18 protein-coding genes are annotated in these 17,168 nt (G+C 70.7%); 12 read left to right on the plus strand and 6 right to left on the minus strand.

Annotated elements, in window-relative coordinates; genetic code table 11:
- Positions 1-15: 15 nt before the first annotated feature.
- Positions 16-945, minus strand: coding sequence for a GTP-binding protein (locus tag P6897_RS04635; RefSeq protein WP_282502240.1), 930 nt, complete (start codon positions 943-945; stop codon positions 16-18).
- A gap of 82 nt (positions 946-1,027) precedes the next feature.
- Here P6897_RS04635 and ykgO point away from each other — a divergent pair, with 82 nt between their 5' ends.
- Both ykgO and P6897_RS04645 read left to right on the plus strand, forming a co-directional pair.
- Positions 1,028-1,150 (plus strand): type B 50S ribosomal protein L36, encoded by a 123-nt coding sequence (gene ykgO / locus P6897_RS04640; RefSeq protein ID WP_023951906.1) that lies wholly within the window; start codon positions 1,028-1,030, stop codon positions 1,148-1,150.
- A 78-nt stretch (positions 1,151-1,228) separates the two neighbouring features.
- Complete coding sequence (locus tag P6897_RS04645) at positions 1,229-2,008, plus strand: isocitrate lyase/phosphoenolpyruvate mutase family protein (RefSeq protein WP_282502242.1); 780 nt, start codon at positions 1,229-1,231, stop codon at positions 2,006-2,008.
- A gap of 58 nt (positions 2,009-2,066) precedes the next feature.
- Here the strand turns inward: P6897_RS04645 and P6897_RS04650 are convergent, their stop codons facing one another.
- Entirely contained in the window at positions 2,067-2,924 is an 858-nt protein-coding gene (locus P6897_RS04650) for an SDR family oxidoreductase (protein ID WP_282502243.1), read from the minus strand.
- Positions 2,925-3,020: 96 nt separating this feature from the next.
- Here P6897_RS04650 and P6897_RS04655 point away from each other — a divergent pair, with 96 nt between their 5' ends.
- From P6897_RS04655 to P6897_RS04690, 8 genes are all read left to right on the plus strand, one after another.
- Positions 3,021-3,389 (plus strand): helix-turn-helix domain-containing protein, encoded by a 369-nt coding sequence (locus P6897_RS04655; RefSeq protein ID WP_282502244.1) that lies wholly within the window; start codon positions 3,021-3,023, stop codon positions 3,387-3,389.
- Positions 3,390-3,478: 89 nt separating this feature from the next.
- The gene (locus P6897_RS04660) at positions 3,479-4,063 is read left to right on the plus strand and encodes a PadR family transcriptional regulator (RefSeq protein ID WP_282502245.1); all 585 of its coding nucleotides are present in this window, start codon (positions 3,479-3,481) and stop codon (positions 4,061-4,063) included.
- Between the two features lie 53 nt (positions 4,064-4,116).
- Positions 4,117-5,811 (plus strand): AarF/UbiB family protein, encoded by a 1,695-nt coding sequence (locus P6897_RS04665; RefSeq protein ID WP_282502246.1) that lies wholly within the window; start codon positions 4,117-4,119, stop codon positions 5,809-5,811.
- A gap of 20 nt (positions 5,812-5,831) precedes the next feature.
- On the plus strand, positions 5,832-6,545 hold the full coding sequence (locus P6897_RS04670; protein WP_282502247.1) for a CoA pyrophosphatase: 714 nt from the start codon (positions 5,832-5,834) through the stop codon (positions 6,543-6,545).
- A 206-nt stretch (positions 6,546-6,751) separates the two neighbouring features.
- The gene (locus tag P6897_RS04675) at positions 6,752-8,080 is read left to right on the plus strand and encodes a Cpe/LpqF family protein (protein WP_282502248.1); all 1,329 of its coding nucleotides are present in this window, start codon (positions 6,752-6,754) and stop codon (positions 8,078-8,080) included.
- Positions 8,081-8,089: 9 nt separating this feature from the next.
- Complete coding sequence (locus P6897_RS04680; protein WP_282502249.1) at positions 8,090-9,268, plus strand: PQQ-dependent sugar dehydrogenase; 1,179 nt, start codon at positions 8,090-8,092, stop codon at positions 9,266-9,268.
- Between the two features lie 47 nt (positions 9,269-9,315).
- Positions 9,316-9,870 carry an NYN domain-containing protein gene (locus P6897_RS04685; protein WP_282502250.1) on the plus strand — a complete coding sequence of 185 codons (555 nt, stop codon included), beginning with the start codon at positions 9,316-9,318 and terminating at the stop codon, positions 9,868-9,870.
- Positions 9,871-9,960: 90 nt separating this feature from the next.
- Positions 9,961-11,088, plus strand: a complete 1,128-nt coding sequence (locus tag P6897_RS04690) for a hypothetical protein (RefSeq protein ID WP_282502251.1) — start codon at positions 9,961-9,963, stop codon at positions 11,086-11,088.
- Between the two features lie 130 nt (positions 11,089-11,218).
- On the opposite strand, the gene P6897_RS04695 is transcribed toward P6897_RS04690, so the two are convergent.
- The 3 genes from P6897_RS04695 to P6897_RS04705 all read right to left on the minus strand — a co-directional run bounded on the left by P6897_RS04695 (position 11,219) and on the right by P6897_RS04705 (position 15,521).
- Entirely contained in the window at positions 11,219-12,982 is a 1,764-nt protein-coding gene (locus P6897_RS04695) for a thiamine pyrophosphate-dependent enzyme (protein WP_282502252.1), read from the minus strand.
- A gap of 108 nt (positions 12,983-13,090) precedes the next feature.
- Positions 13,091-14,806, minus strand: a complete 1,716-nt coding sequence (locus P6897_RS04700; RefSeq protein WP_282502253.1) for an AMP-binding protein — start codon at positions 14,804-14,806, stop codon at positions 13,091-13,093.
- Between the two features lie 97 nt (positions 14,807-14,903).
- Positions 14,904-15,521 carry a Type 1 glutamine amidotransferase-like domain-containing protein gene (locus P6897_RS04705; protein WP_274177512.1) on the minus strand — a complete coding sequence of 206 codons (618 nt, stop codon included), beginning with the start codon at positions 15,519-15,521 and terminating at the stop codon, positions 14,904-14,906.
- A gap of 55 nt (positions 15,522-15,576) precedes the next feature.
- On the opposite strand from P6897_RS04705, the gene P6897_RS04710 reads away from it, so the two are divergent.
- Positions 15,577-15,981, plus strand: coding sequence for a DUF3054 domain-containing protein (locus tag P6897_RS04710; RefSeq protein ID WP_269266736.1), 405 nt, complete (start codon positions 15,577-15,579; stop codon positions 15,979-15,981).
- A 10-nt stretch (positions 15,982-15,991) separates the two neighbouring features.
- On the plus strand, positions 15,992-16,489 hold the full coding sequence (locus tag P6897_RS04715; RefSeq protein WP_112615023.1) for a DUF427 domain-containing protein: 498 nt from the start codon (positions 15,992-15,994) through the stop codon (positions 16,487-16,489).
- Positions 16,490-16,529: 40 nt separating this feature from the next.
- Here P6897_RS04715 and P6897_RS04720 read toward each other — a convergent pair whose 3' ends face one another.
- Positions 16,530-17,165, minus strand: coding sequence for an NAD(P)-binding domain-containing protein (locus tag P6897_RS04720; RefSeq protein ID WP_282502254.1), 636 nt, complete (start codon positions 17,163-17,165; stop codon positions 16,530-16,532).
- Positions 17,166-17,168 lie beyond the last annotated feature (3 nt).

Consider the following 17,168-nt stretch of genomic DNA (forward strand, 5'->3'; position numbering starts at 1 on the left):
ACCGCACCCAGCGGCTCAGTCGGCGGTCGGGTCCTCGGACCCGACCGCCACGTTCCATTCGGGCAGGGGGTCGGGCAGCCGTCGCCAGGCCATCGGGCCCGCCGACAGCTCGGCGTCGTCGAGCACGGCGGCATCCAGGACGTGCCGCACAGCGGCGGTGTTGAGGTCGATGCCCGTCAGGGCGATGTCCTGGCCGACGTCGTCCAGCCCGTGACCCGCCTCGATCGGATCGATCCACATGGCCGAACCCGCCTGCTCCCATCGGGCTGGGGTGGCGGCTCGCGTCGCGAGACGGCAGACCCCGACCGATCGCACGACCAGTCCGCACGAGCCGGAATCGAGCAGATCGAGAGCCAGCACGAGCCTGCCGGGGTGGAACGGGCGCAACTGCTCGTAGCGCATCGTGGCGACGCGCCGATCGGTGAGGAACGGATCGTGCTCGCCGTTGAGGGCACGCGTCCATCCGGCGCGGTCGCCCGCGTCCCGCAGGGGGAGGGTGGTGCCGAAACCGAGCGCGGAGAGGTCGTCGACGACGCCGCGGCTGAGCCGGATGCGGGCGGTCGGCGCCAGGTGCGACGCGAGCGCCATGAGGATCGAGAGGTCGGCCGTCGGCATCCGTTCCCAGTTGACGATCACGACGGCGCTCGCCGCCTCGATCAGCTGCGCCGCCAACCGCGCGCGTGCGCCGACGTCGGCTCGCCCGTCTCCGTGCGGGACGGCCCGACGCAGCGGCGCCTCGTCGCGCAGGTCGTCGATCGCGTGGCGGGCATCGAGCACGCAGAGCGACGGCATGCCGTGCACGGTGGCGTGGACGTGAGCGGGGTCGGCGTCGCTGGCGAGATCGACGACGCGGAGGGAGCGGTGGCGCCCGGCGATGACGCACAGACGGGCGTAACGACGGCGTTCGGCGCTGCAGACGCCGGTGACGGCGAGGTGAGTGGTCACGGTGTTCTCTCCGGCTCGAGTTGTGGCGATCGATCCTCCACCGTACCTTGTTGTTGATAACAGTTCTCAATAGGAGGTCATCGTGAAGGTTCGCGCATCCATCAAGTCGCTGAAGAACCAGCCCGGCGCGCAGGTCGTGCGCCGCCGTGGCCGCGTGTACGTCATCAACAAGCTCAACCCGCGCTTCAAGGGGCGCCAGGGCTGAGGCGCGGCCCGATGACACGTGCCGTCGATCCGCGCAACATATGCCCTCCGGCTGCCCCGCACGATTAGCGTGAGCGACATGAGCACTCCCGCTGAGCGAGCCCAGACCCTGTCCGCCCTCCATGCCGCCCCCGAGATCCTGCGGGTGGTGAACGTGTGGGACGTCGTGTCGGCCGAGGCCATCCTGGCTCTGCCGGAGACCCGTGCGATCGCTACGGCCGGTCACTCGATCGCGGCATCCTTCGGATACGAGGACGGCACCGACATCCCGCTCGAGATCGTGCTCGACATGGTGGGCCGCATCGTCGCGGTGGCGGGCGACGTCCCGGTGTCGGCCGACCTCGACGCGGGCTTCGGCGACCCCGGTGAGACGACGCGCCGGGCCATCGGCGTGGGCATCGTGGGTGCGAACGTCGAAGACCGCCTGCAGCCGCTGGCGGACTCGGTCCGCGCGGTCGAGGCCATCGTCCGGGCGGGGGAGGCCGAGGGCGTCCGGTTCGCCCTCAATGCCCGCACCGACGCCTTCGTGCGCGCGGGCGACCGGTCGACCGAGGAGTCGATCGCCGACGCGATCGAGCGCGGTTGCGCGTATCTCGACGCCGGCGCCGACCTGGTGTTCGTCCCGGGCATCCTCGACGCCGACATCACCCGGCGCCTCGTGGAGGGTCTGGGTGAGCGCAAGCTCAGCGTCATCGGGCTTCCCGGTGCGCTGACCGCGGCGGAGTACGAGGATCTCGGCGTCGCCCGCATCTCCTACGGCCCGACGACACAGCGGGTCGCTCTGACGGCGCTGCAGGATGTCGCCCAGCAGCTGTACGCCAACGGGGTCATCCCGCCGTCCACGCGTCCCTTGAACTGAGGCCCGCAGAGCCGGCGCGCACCGCCCCCGAGGTCGGTGCGCGCCGGTATGTCGCGGCTCAGGCCAGCGCGGCGCGAAGCCCGTCGGCGAACGACGTCGTCGGTCGCCCGATGAGGCGCGAGAGGGTGTGGTCGTCCACGTCGAGAACGCCGTCGCGGATGCCGGTGTCGATCCCGGCGACGAACTGCGCAGTGCCGGCGTCGAGTCCGGCGCTCTCGAGGGCGGCGACATGGTCGTCCGTCGAGACGCGGGCGTACGTCACGTCGCGACCGAGCACCTCGGAGGCCGCGGCGGCGATCGCGTCGTACCCGATACGGGTGTCTCCGGCGAACTCGTACGTTTCGCCGAGGTGGCCGTCCTCGAGGAGGACGACGGCCGCGCCCTCGGCGAAGTCTGCGCGCGAGGCCGGTGCGATCCGGCCGTCGCCGACGGATGCCGCGATGACACCGCTCTCGGCGGCGCGCTGGACGTCGGGCACGTAGTTCTCGATGTACCAGTTGTTGCGCACCACGACGGCAGGAACGCCGCTGGCCGCGATGGCCTCCTCGGTCGCCTTGTGCTCGGCGCCGAGGGCCCACTCGAAGGTCGTCGCCTTCGGGGCGCTGGTGTAGACGAGCTTAGAGACGCCTGCCGCGGCGGCAGCGTCGATGACGTTCTTGTGGCCCGCGAAGCGCCTGCCCGGCTCGGACGCCGAGATCAGCAGGACGCTGTCGACGTTCGCGAGCGCTTCGCGCAGCGAGGCCGGGTCGTCGTAGTCGACGCGGGCGGTGCGCACCCCGCGGTCCGCCAGATCGGCGATCTTCGCGACGTCGCGCGCTCCCGCGACGACGGTGTCAGGGGCGGCGCCGCGGGCGAGCAGGGCGTCGACGACGAGGCGGCCGAGCTGTCCGCTCGCTCCGGTGATGAGGATGGTCATCGGTGATCCTTTCGATCGGGTGATGCTCGGGTCAACCGTTCCGGGGCGGGCCAACATTCCAGACGATGGGTACCCACTTTTCGGTAAGCTACCTACATGGCAGTGAGTTTCGCGCAGATCCGGGCGACATCCGATCAGGTGTTCACGGAGAACTGCCCGACGCGAGTCGTACTCGACCACGTCATGAGCAAATGGGGTGTGCTCGTCCTGATGGCTCTGACGGACGGCACCGCCCGATGGGGTGAGCTGCGTCGCTCGGTCACGGGCATCAGCGAGAAGATGCTCGCCTCAACGCTGCGAACGCTCGAATCCGACGGCATCGTCAACCGCACCGCGTACCCCGAGGTCCCGCCCCGCGTCGAGTACTCGCTGACCGAACGTGGCGACGAGCTGATGGAGCGGATGATGCCTCTCATGGAGTGGATCGCGGCGCACGCGGACGAGATCGTCGACCTCGGCGAGTGAGGCTGGGTATTCCATGCGAACCCTGTCGTCGGTGGCGGTAACGATATATCGTCAGGTATCGCTAACGTATCGACGACCGGGAGGTCAGCATGAGCGGAACATTCCCCACCGGCGGTTTCGGCGGCCGTGACAACATCTTCGGAGGTCGCGGCGGATTCAACGTCTCCGATCTCGGAAGCAACGTGTTCGAAGCGTTCGACCAGTTGAAGTCGACCTTCGAGCAGAAGGTGAACACCCGGGTCGGACGCGGCGACGTCCGCGCCGCCGTGCTCGCCCTCCTCGCCGAGCAGCCCATGCACGGCTACCAGATCATCCACGAGATCGAGGAGCGCAGCGGCGGGTCCTGGAAGCCCAGCGCCGGCTCGGTGTACCCGACCCTCCAGCTGCTCGCCGACGAGGGCCTCGTCAGCGCCCAGGAGTCCAACGGACGCAAGACTTACTCCCTCACCGAGGCCGGCCGCGCAGCGGCGGGCGAGGCGGGCGAGAAGTCGGCGCCGTGGGAGGGCACGAGCCGCGACCACAGCCGCGTGACGGCACTGCCCAAGGCAGGCGTCGAGCTCGCGCAGGCCGCCGCCCAGGTCGGCCGCAGCGGATCGCCCGAGCAGGTCCAGCAGGCCGTCGAGATCCTCGACGACGCGCGTCGCAAGCTGTACGCCCTGCTCGCGCAGGCCTGACGCGGGTGGCCTCGGCCGACCCGCATCGCGTCGCATCACCCGGCATCCCTTCGGTGCCGGGTGATGCGCGCGCGCGTTCGCGCTACCGCCGCATCCTGCGGTTCGCCGCGCGCGCACTCGTGCAGACGTGGTGGTTCGAGATCGTCCTGCCCCGCTTCGGCCTCGAGCGCCTCGCCGAACGGGGTCGGACCGCGCGACTGCGCCGACTGGCCCGTCGTTTCCATGCGCTCGCGGTCGAGCTCGGCGGGCTCATGATCAAGGTCGGGCAGTTCATGTCGTCCCGGCTCGACGTCCTGCCTCCCGAGATCACGACCGAGCTCGCCGGCCTGCAGGACGAGGTGCCGCCGGTGCCCTTCGACCAGATCCGCGCGGCCGCGGAGGCGGAGCTGGGGATGCCGCTGCGCGACGCCTACGCGTCGTTCGACGAACAGCCGGTGGCCGCGGCATCCCTCGGTCAGGCGCATCGCGCCCGGCTGACGCCGGAGCAGGCCGCCGACGCGGGGTTCACCGATGTCATCGTGAAGGTGCAGCGCCCCGGCATCCAGACGATCGTCGACGTCGACCTGGCTGCGCTGCGACGTATCGCCCGATGGCTCCGCCGCATCCGCCTCGTCTCGCGCCGCGCGGACATGCCCGCGCTCGTCGAGGAGTTCGCCGTCACGAGCCTCGAGGAGATCGACTACCGGCACGAGGCGGCCAATGCCGAACGCTTTCGGGAGAAGTTCGCCGACAACCCCCGGGTCGCCGTTCCCGAGATCGCCTGGGAGCGCTCGACGTCGCGGGTCCTGACGCTCGCCGACGTCACCGCGATCAAGGTCACCGACGTCGACGGTCTCCGGGCCGCGGGCATCGATCCTCACGAGGTGGCGAGCGTGTTCGCCTCCGTGATGTTCGACCAGTTCTTCGGGTTCGGGTTCTTCCACGCCGACCCTCACCCGGGGAACGTCTTCGTCACGCCGGTGCCGTCCGACCAGCGCCGCGACGACCGGCCCGACTGGCTGCTGACGTTCATCGACTTCGGGATGATGGGCGAGATATCGCCCTCGACGCGGGAGGCGCTGCGCACGGTGCTCGTCGCGGCCGCGGCTCGCGACGGCCGCGGGCTCGTTGCCGGGATGTCGCAGGTGGGCGCGCTGCTGCCCTCGGCCGACGTCCGCGAGCTCGAGCGCGCCATGACGCAGCTGTTCGCACGCTTCGGCGGCATGGGCTTCGCGGAGCTGAAGGAGGTCGATCCGCGCGAGTTCCGCGACTTTGCGGGGGAGTTCGGCGAGCTCGCCCGCGCGTTGCCCTTCCAGCTGCCGGAGAACTTCCTGCTCGTCATCCGGGCCGCCTCGCTCACGTCGGGTGTGTGCACCTCGATCGACCCCGCTTTCAACCTCTGGGACGCGGTGGAGCCGTACGCGGCTCGGCTGCTCCGCGAGGAACGCGGAGATCTTATGCGCGACATGGCGCGGCGTGCCATGGGCCTCGCCGACGTCACGATGCGCCTGCCGCAGCGGCTCGACGGGCTCATCACGCATCTCGAGGACGGGAACCTCGGGTTCGACAGCGGCAGGCTCGAACGGCGCATGTCGCGCCTGGAACGACTGGGACGACGCGCGGTCTCGGGGATCCTCTTCGCGGGACTGCTGGTCGGGGGAGTGCTCCTGCGCCCCGACGACGAGACCCTCGGAACGGTGCTCATGGGGCTGTCGGCGCTGCCGTTGCTGCACGTCCTGTTGGCGGGCGTGTTCGGCCGCCGCGACTGACGGCTCGGTAGCCTGAGGTCATGCCCCTCGAGACGCCCGCGACCGGTGCGCGCGAACAGCTCGCCGCGCTCGCGGCGCGTGCCGCACGGCCCGGGTTCGCCGGGGGCGGGCTGCTCGATGGGTCCGAGGCCGCTCCGGGCACCCGTGCCGCCGCCGTGCTCGTGCTCTTCGGCATTCTCGACGACCGTCCGAGCGACCATGCGCCCGAAGCTGCTCTCTCGCGTGATCTCGATGTCCTGCTGCTCGCCCGCGCGGCCACGCTCCGATCGCACCCGGGACAGGTGGCGCTGCCGGGCGGACGGGTGGATCCCGGTGACGAGGACGTCGTCGCCGCGGCGCTGCGCGAGGCGCGGGAGGAGACGGGCCTCGACACCGCCGGGGTGGAGGTGCTCGGCCCGCTTCCGCCGCTGCCGCTGGAGTACTCCCGCCACCTCGTCACGCCCGTGCTCGCCTGGTGGCGCCGCCCGTCACCCGTTCGCGTCGTCGACGTAGCGGAGTCGGCGGCGGTGTTCCGAGCGCCGGTGGCCGACCTGCTCGCGCCGGCGAACCGCGGTGTCACGGTGCTGCGCCGCGACGGCGCCGAATGGCGGGGACCGGGCTTCATCGTGCGTCAGGATGCCGGAGAGTTCCTCGTCTGGGGTTTCACGGCGATGCTGTTGGACGGCCTGTTCACCGAACTCGGGTGGACCGAGGACTGGGATCCCGACCGAGAGCTGCCGCTCCCGCCGCAGTGATGGCGCCGGTGGCGAGCGTCGATGAACGGCACCGTCGGATCCCCGAAGCCGGCGAATGCCGCGGCGAGCGTGAACGCCGGTGCGATCTCCTCCTGTGGGGGGAGGTGGCCGGAGGCGCACGACGCCAAGCTGGATGCGTGAGTTCCCCCATCGATACCCCTTCGACCCGTTCGTCCGCCCGTGCCCCCAGACGGCGCTCGGCTACCGTGGCCGTCGCGGCTGCGACCGCCGCAGTCCTCGTGGGCTGCGCGGCCGACCCCGCACCCGACGACGCATCGGCCTCGTCTGCCGCTTCGGTGGAGATTCCCGCCACGCCGGTCGGCGAGCAGGTCCGCTGGGTGATGGACGAGATCAACGGCGATGAGACCACCGATGCCGGCGACATCGAGACGCACTTCGATGACGCGGCGCTCGAGCAGCTGGCGCCCGCCGAACTGCAGAAGGTGTTCACGCAGATGCAGGCCGCGGCCCCGTGGACGGCCGTGGCGTACGACGGCGTCGAGACCCAGGCCCGCGTGACCATCGAGTCCGAGCAGGTGACGTACGACATGTCGATCTCGGTGACCCCCGACGCCCGCATCGCGATGCTCCTCTTCGCCCCGCCGCAGCCCGAGCGGACTCCCGCGGCCTCGTGGGATGAGCTCACGCAACAGATCGACGAGGCCGCCTTCACTGTCGGCGTTCAGGTCCGCGAGGTCGACGGCGAGGTGCTCTACGAGGGCGGCGATCAGGCGGCCGGACCCATCGGATCCGTCTTCAAGCTGTGGGTGCTCGGAGCCGTCGTCGACGCCGTCGCGGCCGGCCGGCTCACCTGGGATGACGAGCTGGTCGTCGACGCCGAAGTGCGGAGCCTCCCCAGCGGCGAGCTGCAGGACCGTCCCGACGGCGCGAAGGTGACCGTGCGCGAGGCCGCGGAGAAGATGATCGCGATCAGCGACAACACCGCGACCGACATGCTCATCCGTGCCGTCGGGCGCGATGCCGTCGAATCGGCGATGGTCTCGATGGGGCATGCAGACCCGGGCGCGAACACGCCGTTCCTCACCACGCGCGAGCTCTTCTGGCTCCTGTTCGGCGACCCCGACCTCCGCGCACTGTGGGGTGGAGCGGGTGACGATCCCGAGGCGCGTCGCTCCGTCATCGAGCGGCTCCCCGCGGGTGTGCCCGACCTCTCCGCCGCATCCGCGGCGACTCCGGGATGGCGCGACGGCGCCGACTGGTTCGCGACCCCCGACGATCTGGCCGCGGCCCACGAGGCGCTGCAGGAGCGGGCGCGAACCGAGGCGGGAGCGCCGGTCCGCGACATCCTGTCGGCCAATCCCGGTCTCGCGTTCGGGGACGAGTGGACGTTCGTCGCGTTCAAGGGCGGCAGCTCGGTCGGGGTGCTCGCCGGATCGTGGTACCTCGAACGCGAGGGCGCCGCGCCGGTCGTCATCACGGTGCTCGCGCGCGCCGACGACGCCACCACGCTCGCGAGCCCTGCCGTGGCGCTCGGATGGGCGCAGGACGCAGCCGCGATCCTCACCGGCCCGTAGCCTGGAACGATGACGCGCTCGACGGGAACCGGCATCCCTGCTCGCCGGTCTCGGCCGGCGGCCGTGGTCGGCGCCCTGCTCGCCTCGACACTGCTGCTCTCCGCATGCACCGGCGTGGCCGACCGGCGGCCTCCGGACCACGAGGCGACGCCCACTCCCGGCGAGACGTCGACCGCGCCGGTCGATGCCTCTCCCGGCTGGTGGCGCCCGACCGGCAGTCCGATCGACGTCGTCACCCAGTTCGAGGTGCCGTGGTCGGTCGTCGTCCTCGACGACGGGACGCAGCTGGTGAGCCAGCGCGACGACGGTGCTGTCCTCGAGGTGGACGCGGACGGGCTCGCGCGCGTCGTCGGCGAGATCGACCTCACCGCCGCGGTCGGCGAGGGTGGTCTTCTCGGCATCGCGGTCCGCGAGGGCGAGGACGATGCGCTGCTCTACGCCTACGTGACGACGGCTGACGACAATCGCGTCGTGCGGATGCAGCTGGAGGGTGAGGCCGGCGACCGCCGGCTCGGCGGTGCGGAGGTCGTCATCGACGGCATTCCGCGCGACCGCGTTCACAACGGCGGGCGCATCGCCTTCGGGCCGGACGGCATGCTCTACGTCGCCACGGGAGATGCGGGAGAGTCCGACGCCGCGCAGGACCCCGCTTCGCTGGCGGGGAAGATCCTGCGGCTGACGCCGGAGGGAGAGCCCGCCCCGGGCAACCCTCTCGGGTCGGAGGTGTACTCCCTCGGACACCGCAACGTGCAGGGTCTCGCGTGGACCCAGGACGGCATCCTGTGGGCGAGCGAGTTCGGACAGGACCGTTTCGACGAGCTCAACCGCATCGAGGCGGGCGGCAACTACGGTTGGCCCGTCGTGGAGGGCGAATCGGATGACGAGCGCTTCATCGCGCCCCTGATCACCTGGACGCCCGAGGAGGCGAGCCCGAGCGGCGTCGCGGCGCGCGGCAACACGCTCTTCGTCGCGGGCCTGCGCGGCGAACGCGTCTGGGAGATCGACGTCGAAGCGGGCGCTCTCGTCGGCGAGCCGGTCGCGCTCTGGCCGGGTGAGCTCGGCCGCGTCCGGGATGCCGTCGTCGCGGGCGACGAACTCTGGCTGCTCACGAACAACACCGACGGCCGCGGGAACGCGGCGGCCGGTGATGACCGGCTGGCGCGGGTCACGCTCGCGCCCGAGGGCTGAACTGGCTTGATAGCGTTCTCAGAGGACATCCGCAGACAGGGGACCTCATGACCGAACGCGTGACGTGGCTGCTCGTGGACGGCGAGAACATCGACGCGACGCTCGGTCAGTCGATCCTCGGCCGTCGCCCGCTGCCGGACGAGCGCCCCCGCTGGGACCGGCTGCTGCAGTTCGTCGACGAGCAGTGGAAGCAGCCGGCGCGCGGCCTGTTCTTCCTCAACGCCAGCAATCACCTCCCGATGTCGTTCGTGCAGGCTCTGCTGGCGCTCGGCTACAAGCCGGTTCCCCTGTCGGGCGACGCTGACGAGAAGGTCGTCGACATCGCCATCCAGCGCACGCTCGCGGCGCTGAAGGAGCGGACCGATGACGTCGTGCTCGTCAGTCACGACCGTGACTTCGTCGCCGAGGTGGCCGCCCTGACCGGGCCCGACCGACGCGTGGGCGTGCTCGCGTTCTCCGAGTTCCGCAGCAGCGAGCTGACGGCGATCCCCGGCGTCGAGTTCTTCGACCTCGAGTACGACGTGCACGCGTTCGATGCCCCGCTGCCGCGCGTGCGCGTCATCCCGATCGAGACCTTCGACCCGTGGGAGTTCCTCGCCTGATCGGGTCTCGCCGGGTTCACGACCTAACGGCATCCACGGCTGGATGCAACCCCTCGACGCCGCGCGCGGTCGTCTGCCTACCCTGAGACGATGTTGGCATCCGATCTTCCTGAGACCGCATCCCTGCTCGACCTCATCGGCGCCCGCCACCCCGCGAGCGTGACGATCGTGGCCCCGTCGTCGCCGATCCCCACGGATCGGCATCACGCGCAGCTCCAGCTGCGCGAGGGCATCGACGAGGCGGCCCGACAACTGGCCGAGGCCGAGGTCGACGACGCCGATCGTGACGCGGTGCTCGCATCGCTGCGCGCGCTGCTCGACGACGAAGAGTTCTGGCAGAGCCAGTCGCGTTCGACGGTGGTGCTCGCATCCCCGGGCCGCGTCGAGGCGTTCCGTCTGCCGAGCCGCCTCGAGGCGCGCGCATCGGTCGGCGACCGCTTCGACGCCGGTCAGCTGCTGCGCGCCGTGTCGTTCCCGCGTCGAGCATTCGTCATCCAGGTGTCGCGCGAGGGCGGCCGCCTCAGCGAACTCGGGCCCGATCTGGGGCTCACCGAGCGTCGACTCGAGCTTCCCGACGACCTGTGGGCCGCGCTCGAGCACACCACGACCGACGGCCAGCGCGACATGCCGAGGCCGCAGGGGACGACGGGCGACCGCATCGAGCGCGAGAAGTTCAGCCGAATCATCCAGGACGCCGTCGTGCGCGTCGTTCCCGCCGACGTTCCGCTGATCCTCGCCGCATCCCAGGACCTCGAGCCGGCCTACCGCGCGGTCAACACCCACCGCCTGCTGCTGGAGCGCGGCATCGACGCGCACCCGGACTCGCTCTCGAGCGCCGATCTCGAACAGGCGGCGCGCGACATCCTCGACGCCCACGAGCAGGATGAGCTCGCGCAGTGGCGTGAGCGATTCGGCTCGCTCCGGGCGCAGGGGCTCGCGACCTCATCCGTCCGCGAGGCCGCCGTCGCCGCGAGCACCGCCGCCGTCGACGAGCTGCTGTTCGACCTGGCCTTCGAGCATGAGGGCGTCATCGACGAGGCCGGGCACATCACCCGCGCGCCCGACGCCGGGCCGAGCACCTACGCGATCCTCGACGAGATCGCCGCGCGCGTCCTGCGCTCGGGAGGCCGGGTGCGGGCCGTCCGCAGCACTGATCTGCCCGACGGCGCACCCGTGGCCGCCGTGCTGCGCTTCCCGCTCCCCGCCGACCTCGCCTGAGGCGATACATCCGTCGGACCGGCGGGGCTGGTGTCGTCTCGCGGAAGCGGCGAGACGACACCAGCCCCGCGCCTCCGACGAATGTATCGGCGGACACGGGCGGGGCGGGGCGGGCGCGGGCCGGCGGGGATCAGAGGCTGCGGATGTGCTTGATGTTCGACTTCGCCGTCTCGAGCACCGCGCCGATGCCCCCGGAGTCCTTCGCGCCGAGCACCATCTTCGCCATCGACATCCCGAAGCCCGCGACCTGCTCGGCGGTGATCGACGCCGGCATCGAGAGGGCATCGGGGTCGGTGACGATGTCGACGATGGACGGACCGCGGTGCGCGAGGGCGGCGGAGGCGGCGACCTCGAGGTCTGCCGGGTCGGTCACGCGCTGCGCGTGGAACCCGAGCGCGCGCCCGACGGCGGCGAAGTCCACCATCGGCACGTCGACGCCGAAGTCGGGGAAGCCGGCGACGAGCATCTCGGCCTTGACCATCCCGAGCGTCGAGTTGTTGAAGACGAAGACGTTCAGCGGCAGGTCGTAGGCGGCGACGGTGATGAGCTCACCGAGGAGCATGGAGAGTCCGCCGTCGCCCGCGATCGCGATGACCTGCCGGTCGGGATACGCCATCTGCGCTCCGAAGGCATGGGGGAGGGCGTTGGCCATCGACCCGTGCCGCCACGACGCCAGCAGACGGCGCTCGGGCCCGGGAGTGACATAGCGGGCCTGCCAGACGTTGCCCATGCCGGTGTCGGCGGTGAAGACGGCGTCGGATGCCGCGACCCGGTCGATGACCGACATGGCGCGCTCGGGATGGATCGGCTGCGCATCCGAGTCGGTGTACGCCGCCACCGAGTCCTTCATCGCCTTCCGATACCGCTTGAGCGTGTGTTCGAGGAACGTGTCGTCGGTCTTCGCAGCGGTCCGTGCGCGCAGGGCCGCGAGGGTGAGGCCGACATCGCCGTGGATGGGATGCGTCACGCCCGCTCGACGTCCGAGCCGCTGGGCATCGACGTCGATCTGCGCGATGACGGTCTTCGCGCCGTCGGGGAGGAACTGGTCGTAGGGGAAGTCGGTGCCCACCATGAGGAGGAGATCGACCTCGTGCATCGCGTGGTCGATGGCGCCGTAGCCGAGCAGACCCGACATGCCCACGTCGAACCGGTTGTCGTACTGGATCCACTGCTTGCCGCGCAGCGAGTGCCCCATCGGTGCCTGCAGGTGCTCGGCGAACGCGATGACCTCCTCGCGGGCGTCGCGTACGCCCTCGCCCGCGAAGATCGCGATCTTCTCGGCCTTGTCGATGGCGGCCGCGAGGTCGGCGACGCTACGCTCGTCCGGCGCGATGCGACCGGGGCGAGCGGCGACGAATGGCGGGAACTCGCCGGTCGAGTGCAACTCGGCGAGGTCACCGGGCAGCACGATCACCGAGACGGACGACCCCGCGGTGGCGTGACGGATCGCGGAGTTCACGACGCGCGGCGACTGCTCGGGCGTCAGGATCATCTCGCAGTAGTCGCTGCACTCGGTGAAGAGGCGCTCGGGATGCGTCTCCTGGAAGTACCCCGACCCGATCTGCAGGCTCGGGATGTGGCTGGCGATCGCGAGCACCGGCACACCCGATCGCTGCGCGTCGAACAGTCCGTTGATCAGGTGCAGGTTGCCGGGACCGCAGCTGCCCGCGCACACCGCCAGCTCGCCGGTGAGCTCGGCGTCAGCGGCGGCGGCGAACGCGGCGGCCTCCTCGTGGCGGACGTGGATCCAGTCGATCCCGCCCTCCGCCGCGCCTCCGGTTCGTCGCACCGCGTCGACGATCGGGTTGAGCGAGTCGCCGACGATGCCGTAGATCCGCTTCACCCTCGCATCCATCAGCTGAGCGACGATCTGTTCGGCGATGTTCTGCGGCACGGGGGCTCCTTCTGCTGAGGCTGTCGGGACACCCTCAGTCTTCTCCCGCCGCCTGTGCGCGTGCCAGGGGTTGCGAATGGCTCGCCTGAGCGGCAGGCGACCCGCGCTTCAGCCCTTGAGGTCGGGGAAGTCCGACTCGCGCCACTCGGTCGTCACGCGCTCGCCGGCATCCGCCGCGGCCACCTCGCGCTCGCGCAGCTCGACCCGGCGGATCTTGCCCGAGATCGTCTTGGGCAGCTCGAAGAACTCGACACGGCGCACCCGCATGTACGGCGGCATGTGCTCGCGGGCGTGCGCGAGGATCGCCCGCGCGGTCTCGGCGGATTCCTCCCAGGATGCCGCGAGCGCCACGTACGCCTTCACGATGTTGAGCCGTACGGCGTCGGGCGCCCCGACGACGCCCGCCTCGGCCACCGCGGGGTGCGTCAACAGGATCGACTCCACCTCGAAGGGCGAGACCTTGAAGTCGCTGGCCTTGAAGACGTCGTCGGTGCGTCCGACGAACGTCAGCTGTCCGTCGGCGTCGCGGACGGCGACATCGCTCGTGTGGTAATAGCCGTCGTGGTCGACCCGGGCGGTGCGCTCGGGCTCGCCGAGGTAGCCGGGCATGAGGTTGAGCGGACGGGTCGGCGCGGTCGGCAGGCAGATCTCGCCCTCATCTCCGATGCGTCCGGTGAGCGGGTCGATCAGCACGATGTCGTTGCCCGGGAGCGGGCGTCCCATCGCGCCGGGCTTGACGGCGACTCCCGGGGTGTTGCCGATGACCGCCGTCAGCTCGGTCTGCCCGTAGCCGTCGCGGATCTGCAGTCCCCACCAGCGCTGGATCGTGTCGATCACCTCGGGGTTGAGGGGCTCGCCCGCCGAGAGAAGCTCGCGCAGTGCGCGGGGGCGCTTCTCGAGGTCGGCCTGAATCAGCATGCGCCAGACCGTCGGCGGGGCGCAGAAGGTGTTCACGTCGTTGCGGTCGAGCTGATCGACCAGGCGTGCGGCGTCGAAGCGGGAGTAGTTGTAGACGAAGATCGTCGCCTCGGCGATCCACGGCGCGAAGAACAGACTCCACGCGTGCTTGCCCCAGCCGGGGGCGCTGATCGTCATGTGGATGTCGCCGGGACGGACGCCGATCCAGTACGTCGTCGACAGGTGACCCACCGGATAGCTCACGTGCGTGTGCACGACCATCTTGGGTCGCGACGTGGTGCCGGAGGTGAAGTAGACGATGGCCGGATCGTCGGAGGCCACGACGACACCGGGTGCCGCGTCGTCGGCGTCGGCCGCGTCCGCGAACGAGTGCCATCCCGGACGCTCGCCACCCACGACGATGCGCTCGAAGCCGCCCGCGATCCCGTCGAACTTGGCAGCGTCGACCGGGTCAGCGAGGACGGCGCGGATGTCGGCGCGGTCGACGCGCTCGAGGAGGTCGTCGGCGCCCAGCACGACGGAGGTCGGCAGGATGACGGCACCGATCTTGAGGATCGCCAGCATCGCCTCCCACAGCTCGACACGGTTGCCGAGCATGAGCATGACGGCATCGCCGTGCCCGACGCCCAGGCCCGTGAGCCAGTTGGCGACGCGGTTGGAGCGACGACGCATCTCGTCGTACGTGACCCGCGTCTCGCTGCCGTCCTCGTCGACGACGTGCAGGGCGATGCGGTCGTTGCCCGAGGCGATGGCGTCGAACCAGTCGACGGCCCAGTTGAAGTGGTCACCGACGTCGGGCCAGCTGAACCCGGCGTGGGCTGCCTCGGGGGAGTGCGCGTTGTCGAGCAGGAAGTCGCGGGCGGCGCGGAATGCGGCCGTCGCCGCCGTCGCATCGGGAGAAGACATGGGCCTCGGATCTGTTCTCTCGTCCGGAGCAGGCGCGGCGGACGCCTTCCGAGTCTAGGAAGGAGCGGATGCTGGGCGAAGCATGGGATGCGCGGGTTCAGCGCGAGGCGATCACCGTGGCGCTGCCGTCCTCGACGAGCAGCGCCTGATCGTCGCGTAGCGCGAGGAGCGCGAAGTCCGGTCCGTAGGTGTCGATGGTGCGGCGGATCAGTTCCGGCGGGTAGGGCGGCAGTGCTCCGTCGGCGTGGGGAATCGGCGTGACATCGATCAGGCCGAGCCCTTCGTGGTTCTCGAGCGCGGGACCGTCGGCAGGATCGTCCATGAGCGATGCGGGCGTCACATCCGGTCCCGCCACGATCGATCCGGCACTGAGTCCGATGTACGGGAGCCCGCGCCGGACGTGGTCGACGAGGACGTCGTCGTTGCCGGAGATCCGCAGGGCTTCGAGCAGAGCGAAGGTGCTTCCGCCGGCGACGTACACCGCCCCCGCACGCGAGAGCAGACGGTCCGCGTCCTCGGGGGCGGTGTCTCGCAGCGTCGCGTCGATCACGTCGCGGCCGCACGAGCTCACCGCCTCGCGTTCGGCGGCGACGAAGGGCGCATCGCGGAACGCCGCCTGCGCGTCGTCGATGTACACGATCGGGCCCGGACGGTCACAGCCGTCGAGGAACGAGCTCAGCGCGCCGGGATGCAGGGAGAGGAGGAGCAGTCGCACGCCTGCGACGCTATCGAGGGCGGCCGACACCGCTGTGGCGGGAGAGGATGGGGACATGATCCGTGCGTCCGTCCTCGCCTTCCTGCTCGATGCCGTCCTCGTGGTGGCGTTCGCGGCGACGGGCCGGGCGAGCCATGACTCCGATGTGCTCGCAGGCCTCTGGCAGACCTCGTGGCCGTTCCTCGCCGGCCTGCTGGTGGCGTGGGTGGCCGTGCGGGCATGGCGATCGCCGACCGGGATCGTGCCGACGGGTCTCGTCGTGTGGGCGGTCACTGTCGTCAGCGGGATGCTGCTTCGCGCCGTGTCGGGTCAGGGGACGGCGCTGCCGTTCGTGATCGTCGCGACGCTGACGCTGCTCGCGCTTCTGGTCGGATGGCGCCTCGTCGCCCGCGGCATCCGTTCGCTGCGCTCGCGCCGCGGTGAGCGGTCTCGCAGCCGGGATGTCGCTCGCCGCGCGTAACCTGTCGGGCATGCGCCGCCCCACTCCCGATCCTGTCGGTCCCGGACAGGAGTCCGTCTGGGACTATCCCCGTCCGCCCCGCCTCGAACGCGTTCACTCGCGCGTGACGATCGACTTCGCCGCTGTCACGATCGTCGACACCGACGACGTGGTGCGGGTGCTCGAGACGAGCCATCCGCCCGTGTACTACCTGCCGGCCGCAGCGTTCGTGCCCGGCTCGCTGGTCCCGGCGGCAGGCAGCTCGTACTGCGAGTTCAAGGGCGCAGCCGAGTACTTCGATGTCGTGCGCGGCACGGCGGTACGCGAGCGCGCCGCGTGGGGGTACCCGAACCCGTCGCCGGGTTATGAGGAGCTCGTCGGCCGCGTCGCCGTCTATGCGGGAGGGATGGACCGGTGCACGGTCGACGGCGAGGTCGTCGTGCCTCAGCCCGGCGGCTTCTACGGCGGCTGGGTGACGTCGAACCTCGCGGGCCCGTTCAAGGGCATCCCGGGTTCGATGGGATGGTGATCCGCTCGAACAGGCCCGCGTGGGCGTTGCGACGCTTCGATCAGCGCTGGGCGCGGGCGAGGTTGGCGCGCAGCTCGTCGGCGTTCTGCCGGACGACGTAGGCGGGCTGGTCGCGCTCGACGCGCCAGCTCTCGGCGAGCGAACCGATGTCGACGGTGTCGAAGCCGAACTCGTCGTAGAGCGCGGTGACGTGCGCGACGGCATCCGGGTGGTCGCTCGCGGTCGCGAGCGCTCGACGGTCGGGGGTGCCGGCGGGGGAGCCTCCGGCGTTGATGTCGGCGGCGGGGATGTGGTTGAACGCCTTCACGACCTTCGACTCGGCGAAGTGCCGCTGGGCCATCTCGGAGGTCGTGGTGCGCTTCTCCTCGAGCTCGGCGATGCGGCCGTCGCGCTCCCAGTAGTAGTTGTTCGTGTCGAGCACGATCTTGCCGGCGAGCGGTTCGGCGGGGACGTCTTCGAGTGCCTTCAGCGGCACCGTCACGACGGCCCAATCCGCCGCCTCGGCAGCTTCCTGCGCGGTCGCCGCCCGTGCGCGCTCGCCGAGCCGCGCGACGAGGTCGCTGAGCGTCTCAGGCTCGCGCGAATTGGCGATCACGACGTCGTAGCCGCGTGCGACCAGCCCTTCGGCGAGAGCGCTTCCGATGTGTCCTGCTCCGATGATTCCCACAGTGGTCATGGG

Origin of the sequence: Microbacterium sp. BDGP8 (genome assembly GCF_029991045.1) — a bacterium.
In the GTDB taxonomy this organism is placed as follows: domain Bacteria; phylum Actinomycetota; class Actinomycetes; order Actinomycetales; family Microbacteriaceae; genus Microbacterium; species Microbacterium plantarum.

Bases quoted from the DNA above. Each gene is read 5' to 3' on its own strand.
- P6897_RS04645 (WP_282502242.1), top strand. From the start codon at position 1,229: ATGAGCACTCCCGCTGAGCGAGCCCAGACCCTGTCCGCCCTCCATGCC.
- P6897_RS04650 (WP_282502243.1), bottom strand. From the start codon at position 2,924: ATGACCATCCTCATCACCGGAGCGAGCGGACAGCTCGGCCGCCTCGTC.
- P6897_RS04655 (WP_282502244.1), top strand. From the start codon at position 3,021: ATGGCAGTGAGTTTCGCGCAGATCCGGGCGACATCCGATCAGGTGTTC.
- P6897_RS04660 (WP_282502245.1), top strand. From the start codon at position 3,479: ATGAGCGGAACATTCCCCACCGGCGGTTTCGGCGGCCGTGACAACATC.
- P6897_RS04670 (WP_282502247.1), top strand. From the start codon at position 5,832: ATGCCCCTCGAGACGCCCGCGACCGGTGCGCGCGAACAGCTCGCCGCG.
- P6897_RS04680 (WP_282502249.1), top strand. From the start codon at position 8,090: ATGACGCGCTCGACGGGAACCGGCATCCCTGCTCGCCGGTCTCGGCCG.
- P6897_RS04685 (WP_282502250.1), top strand. From the start codon at position 9,316: ATGACCGAACGCGTGACGTGGCTGCTCGTGGACGGCGAGAACATCGAC.
- P6897_RS04690 (WP_282502251.1), top strand. From the start codon at position 9,961: ATGTTGGCATCCGATCTTCCTGAGACCGCATCCCTGCTCGACCTCATC.
- P6897_RS04700 (WP_282502253.1), bottom strand. From the start codon at position 14,806: ATGTCTTCTCCCGATGCGACGGCGGCGACGGCCGCATTCCGCGCCGCC.
- P6897_RS04710 (WP_269266736.1), top strand. From the start codon at position 15,577: ATGATCCGTGCGTCCGTCCTCGCCTTCCTGCTCGATGCCGTCCTCGTG.
- P6897_RS04715 (WP_112615023.1), top strand. From the start codon at position 15,992: ATGCGCCGCCCCACTCCCGATCCTGTCGGTCCCGGACAGGAGTCCGTC.
- P6897_RS04720 (WP_282502254.1), bottom strand. From the start codon at position 17,165: ATGACCACTGTGGGAATCATCGGAGCAGGACACATCGGAAGCGCTCTC.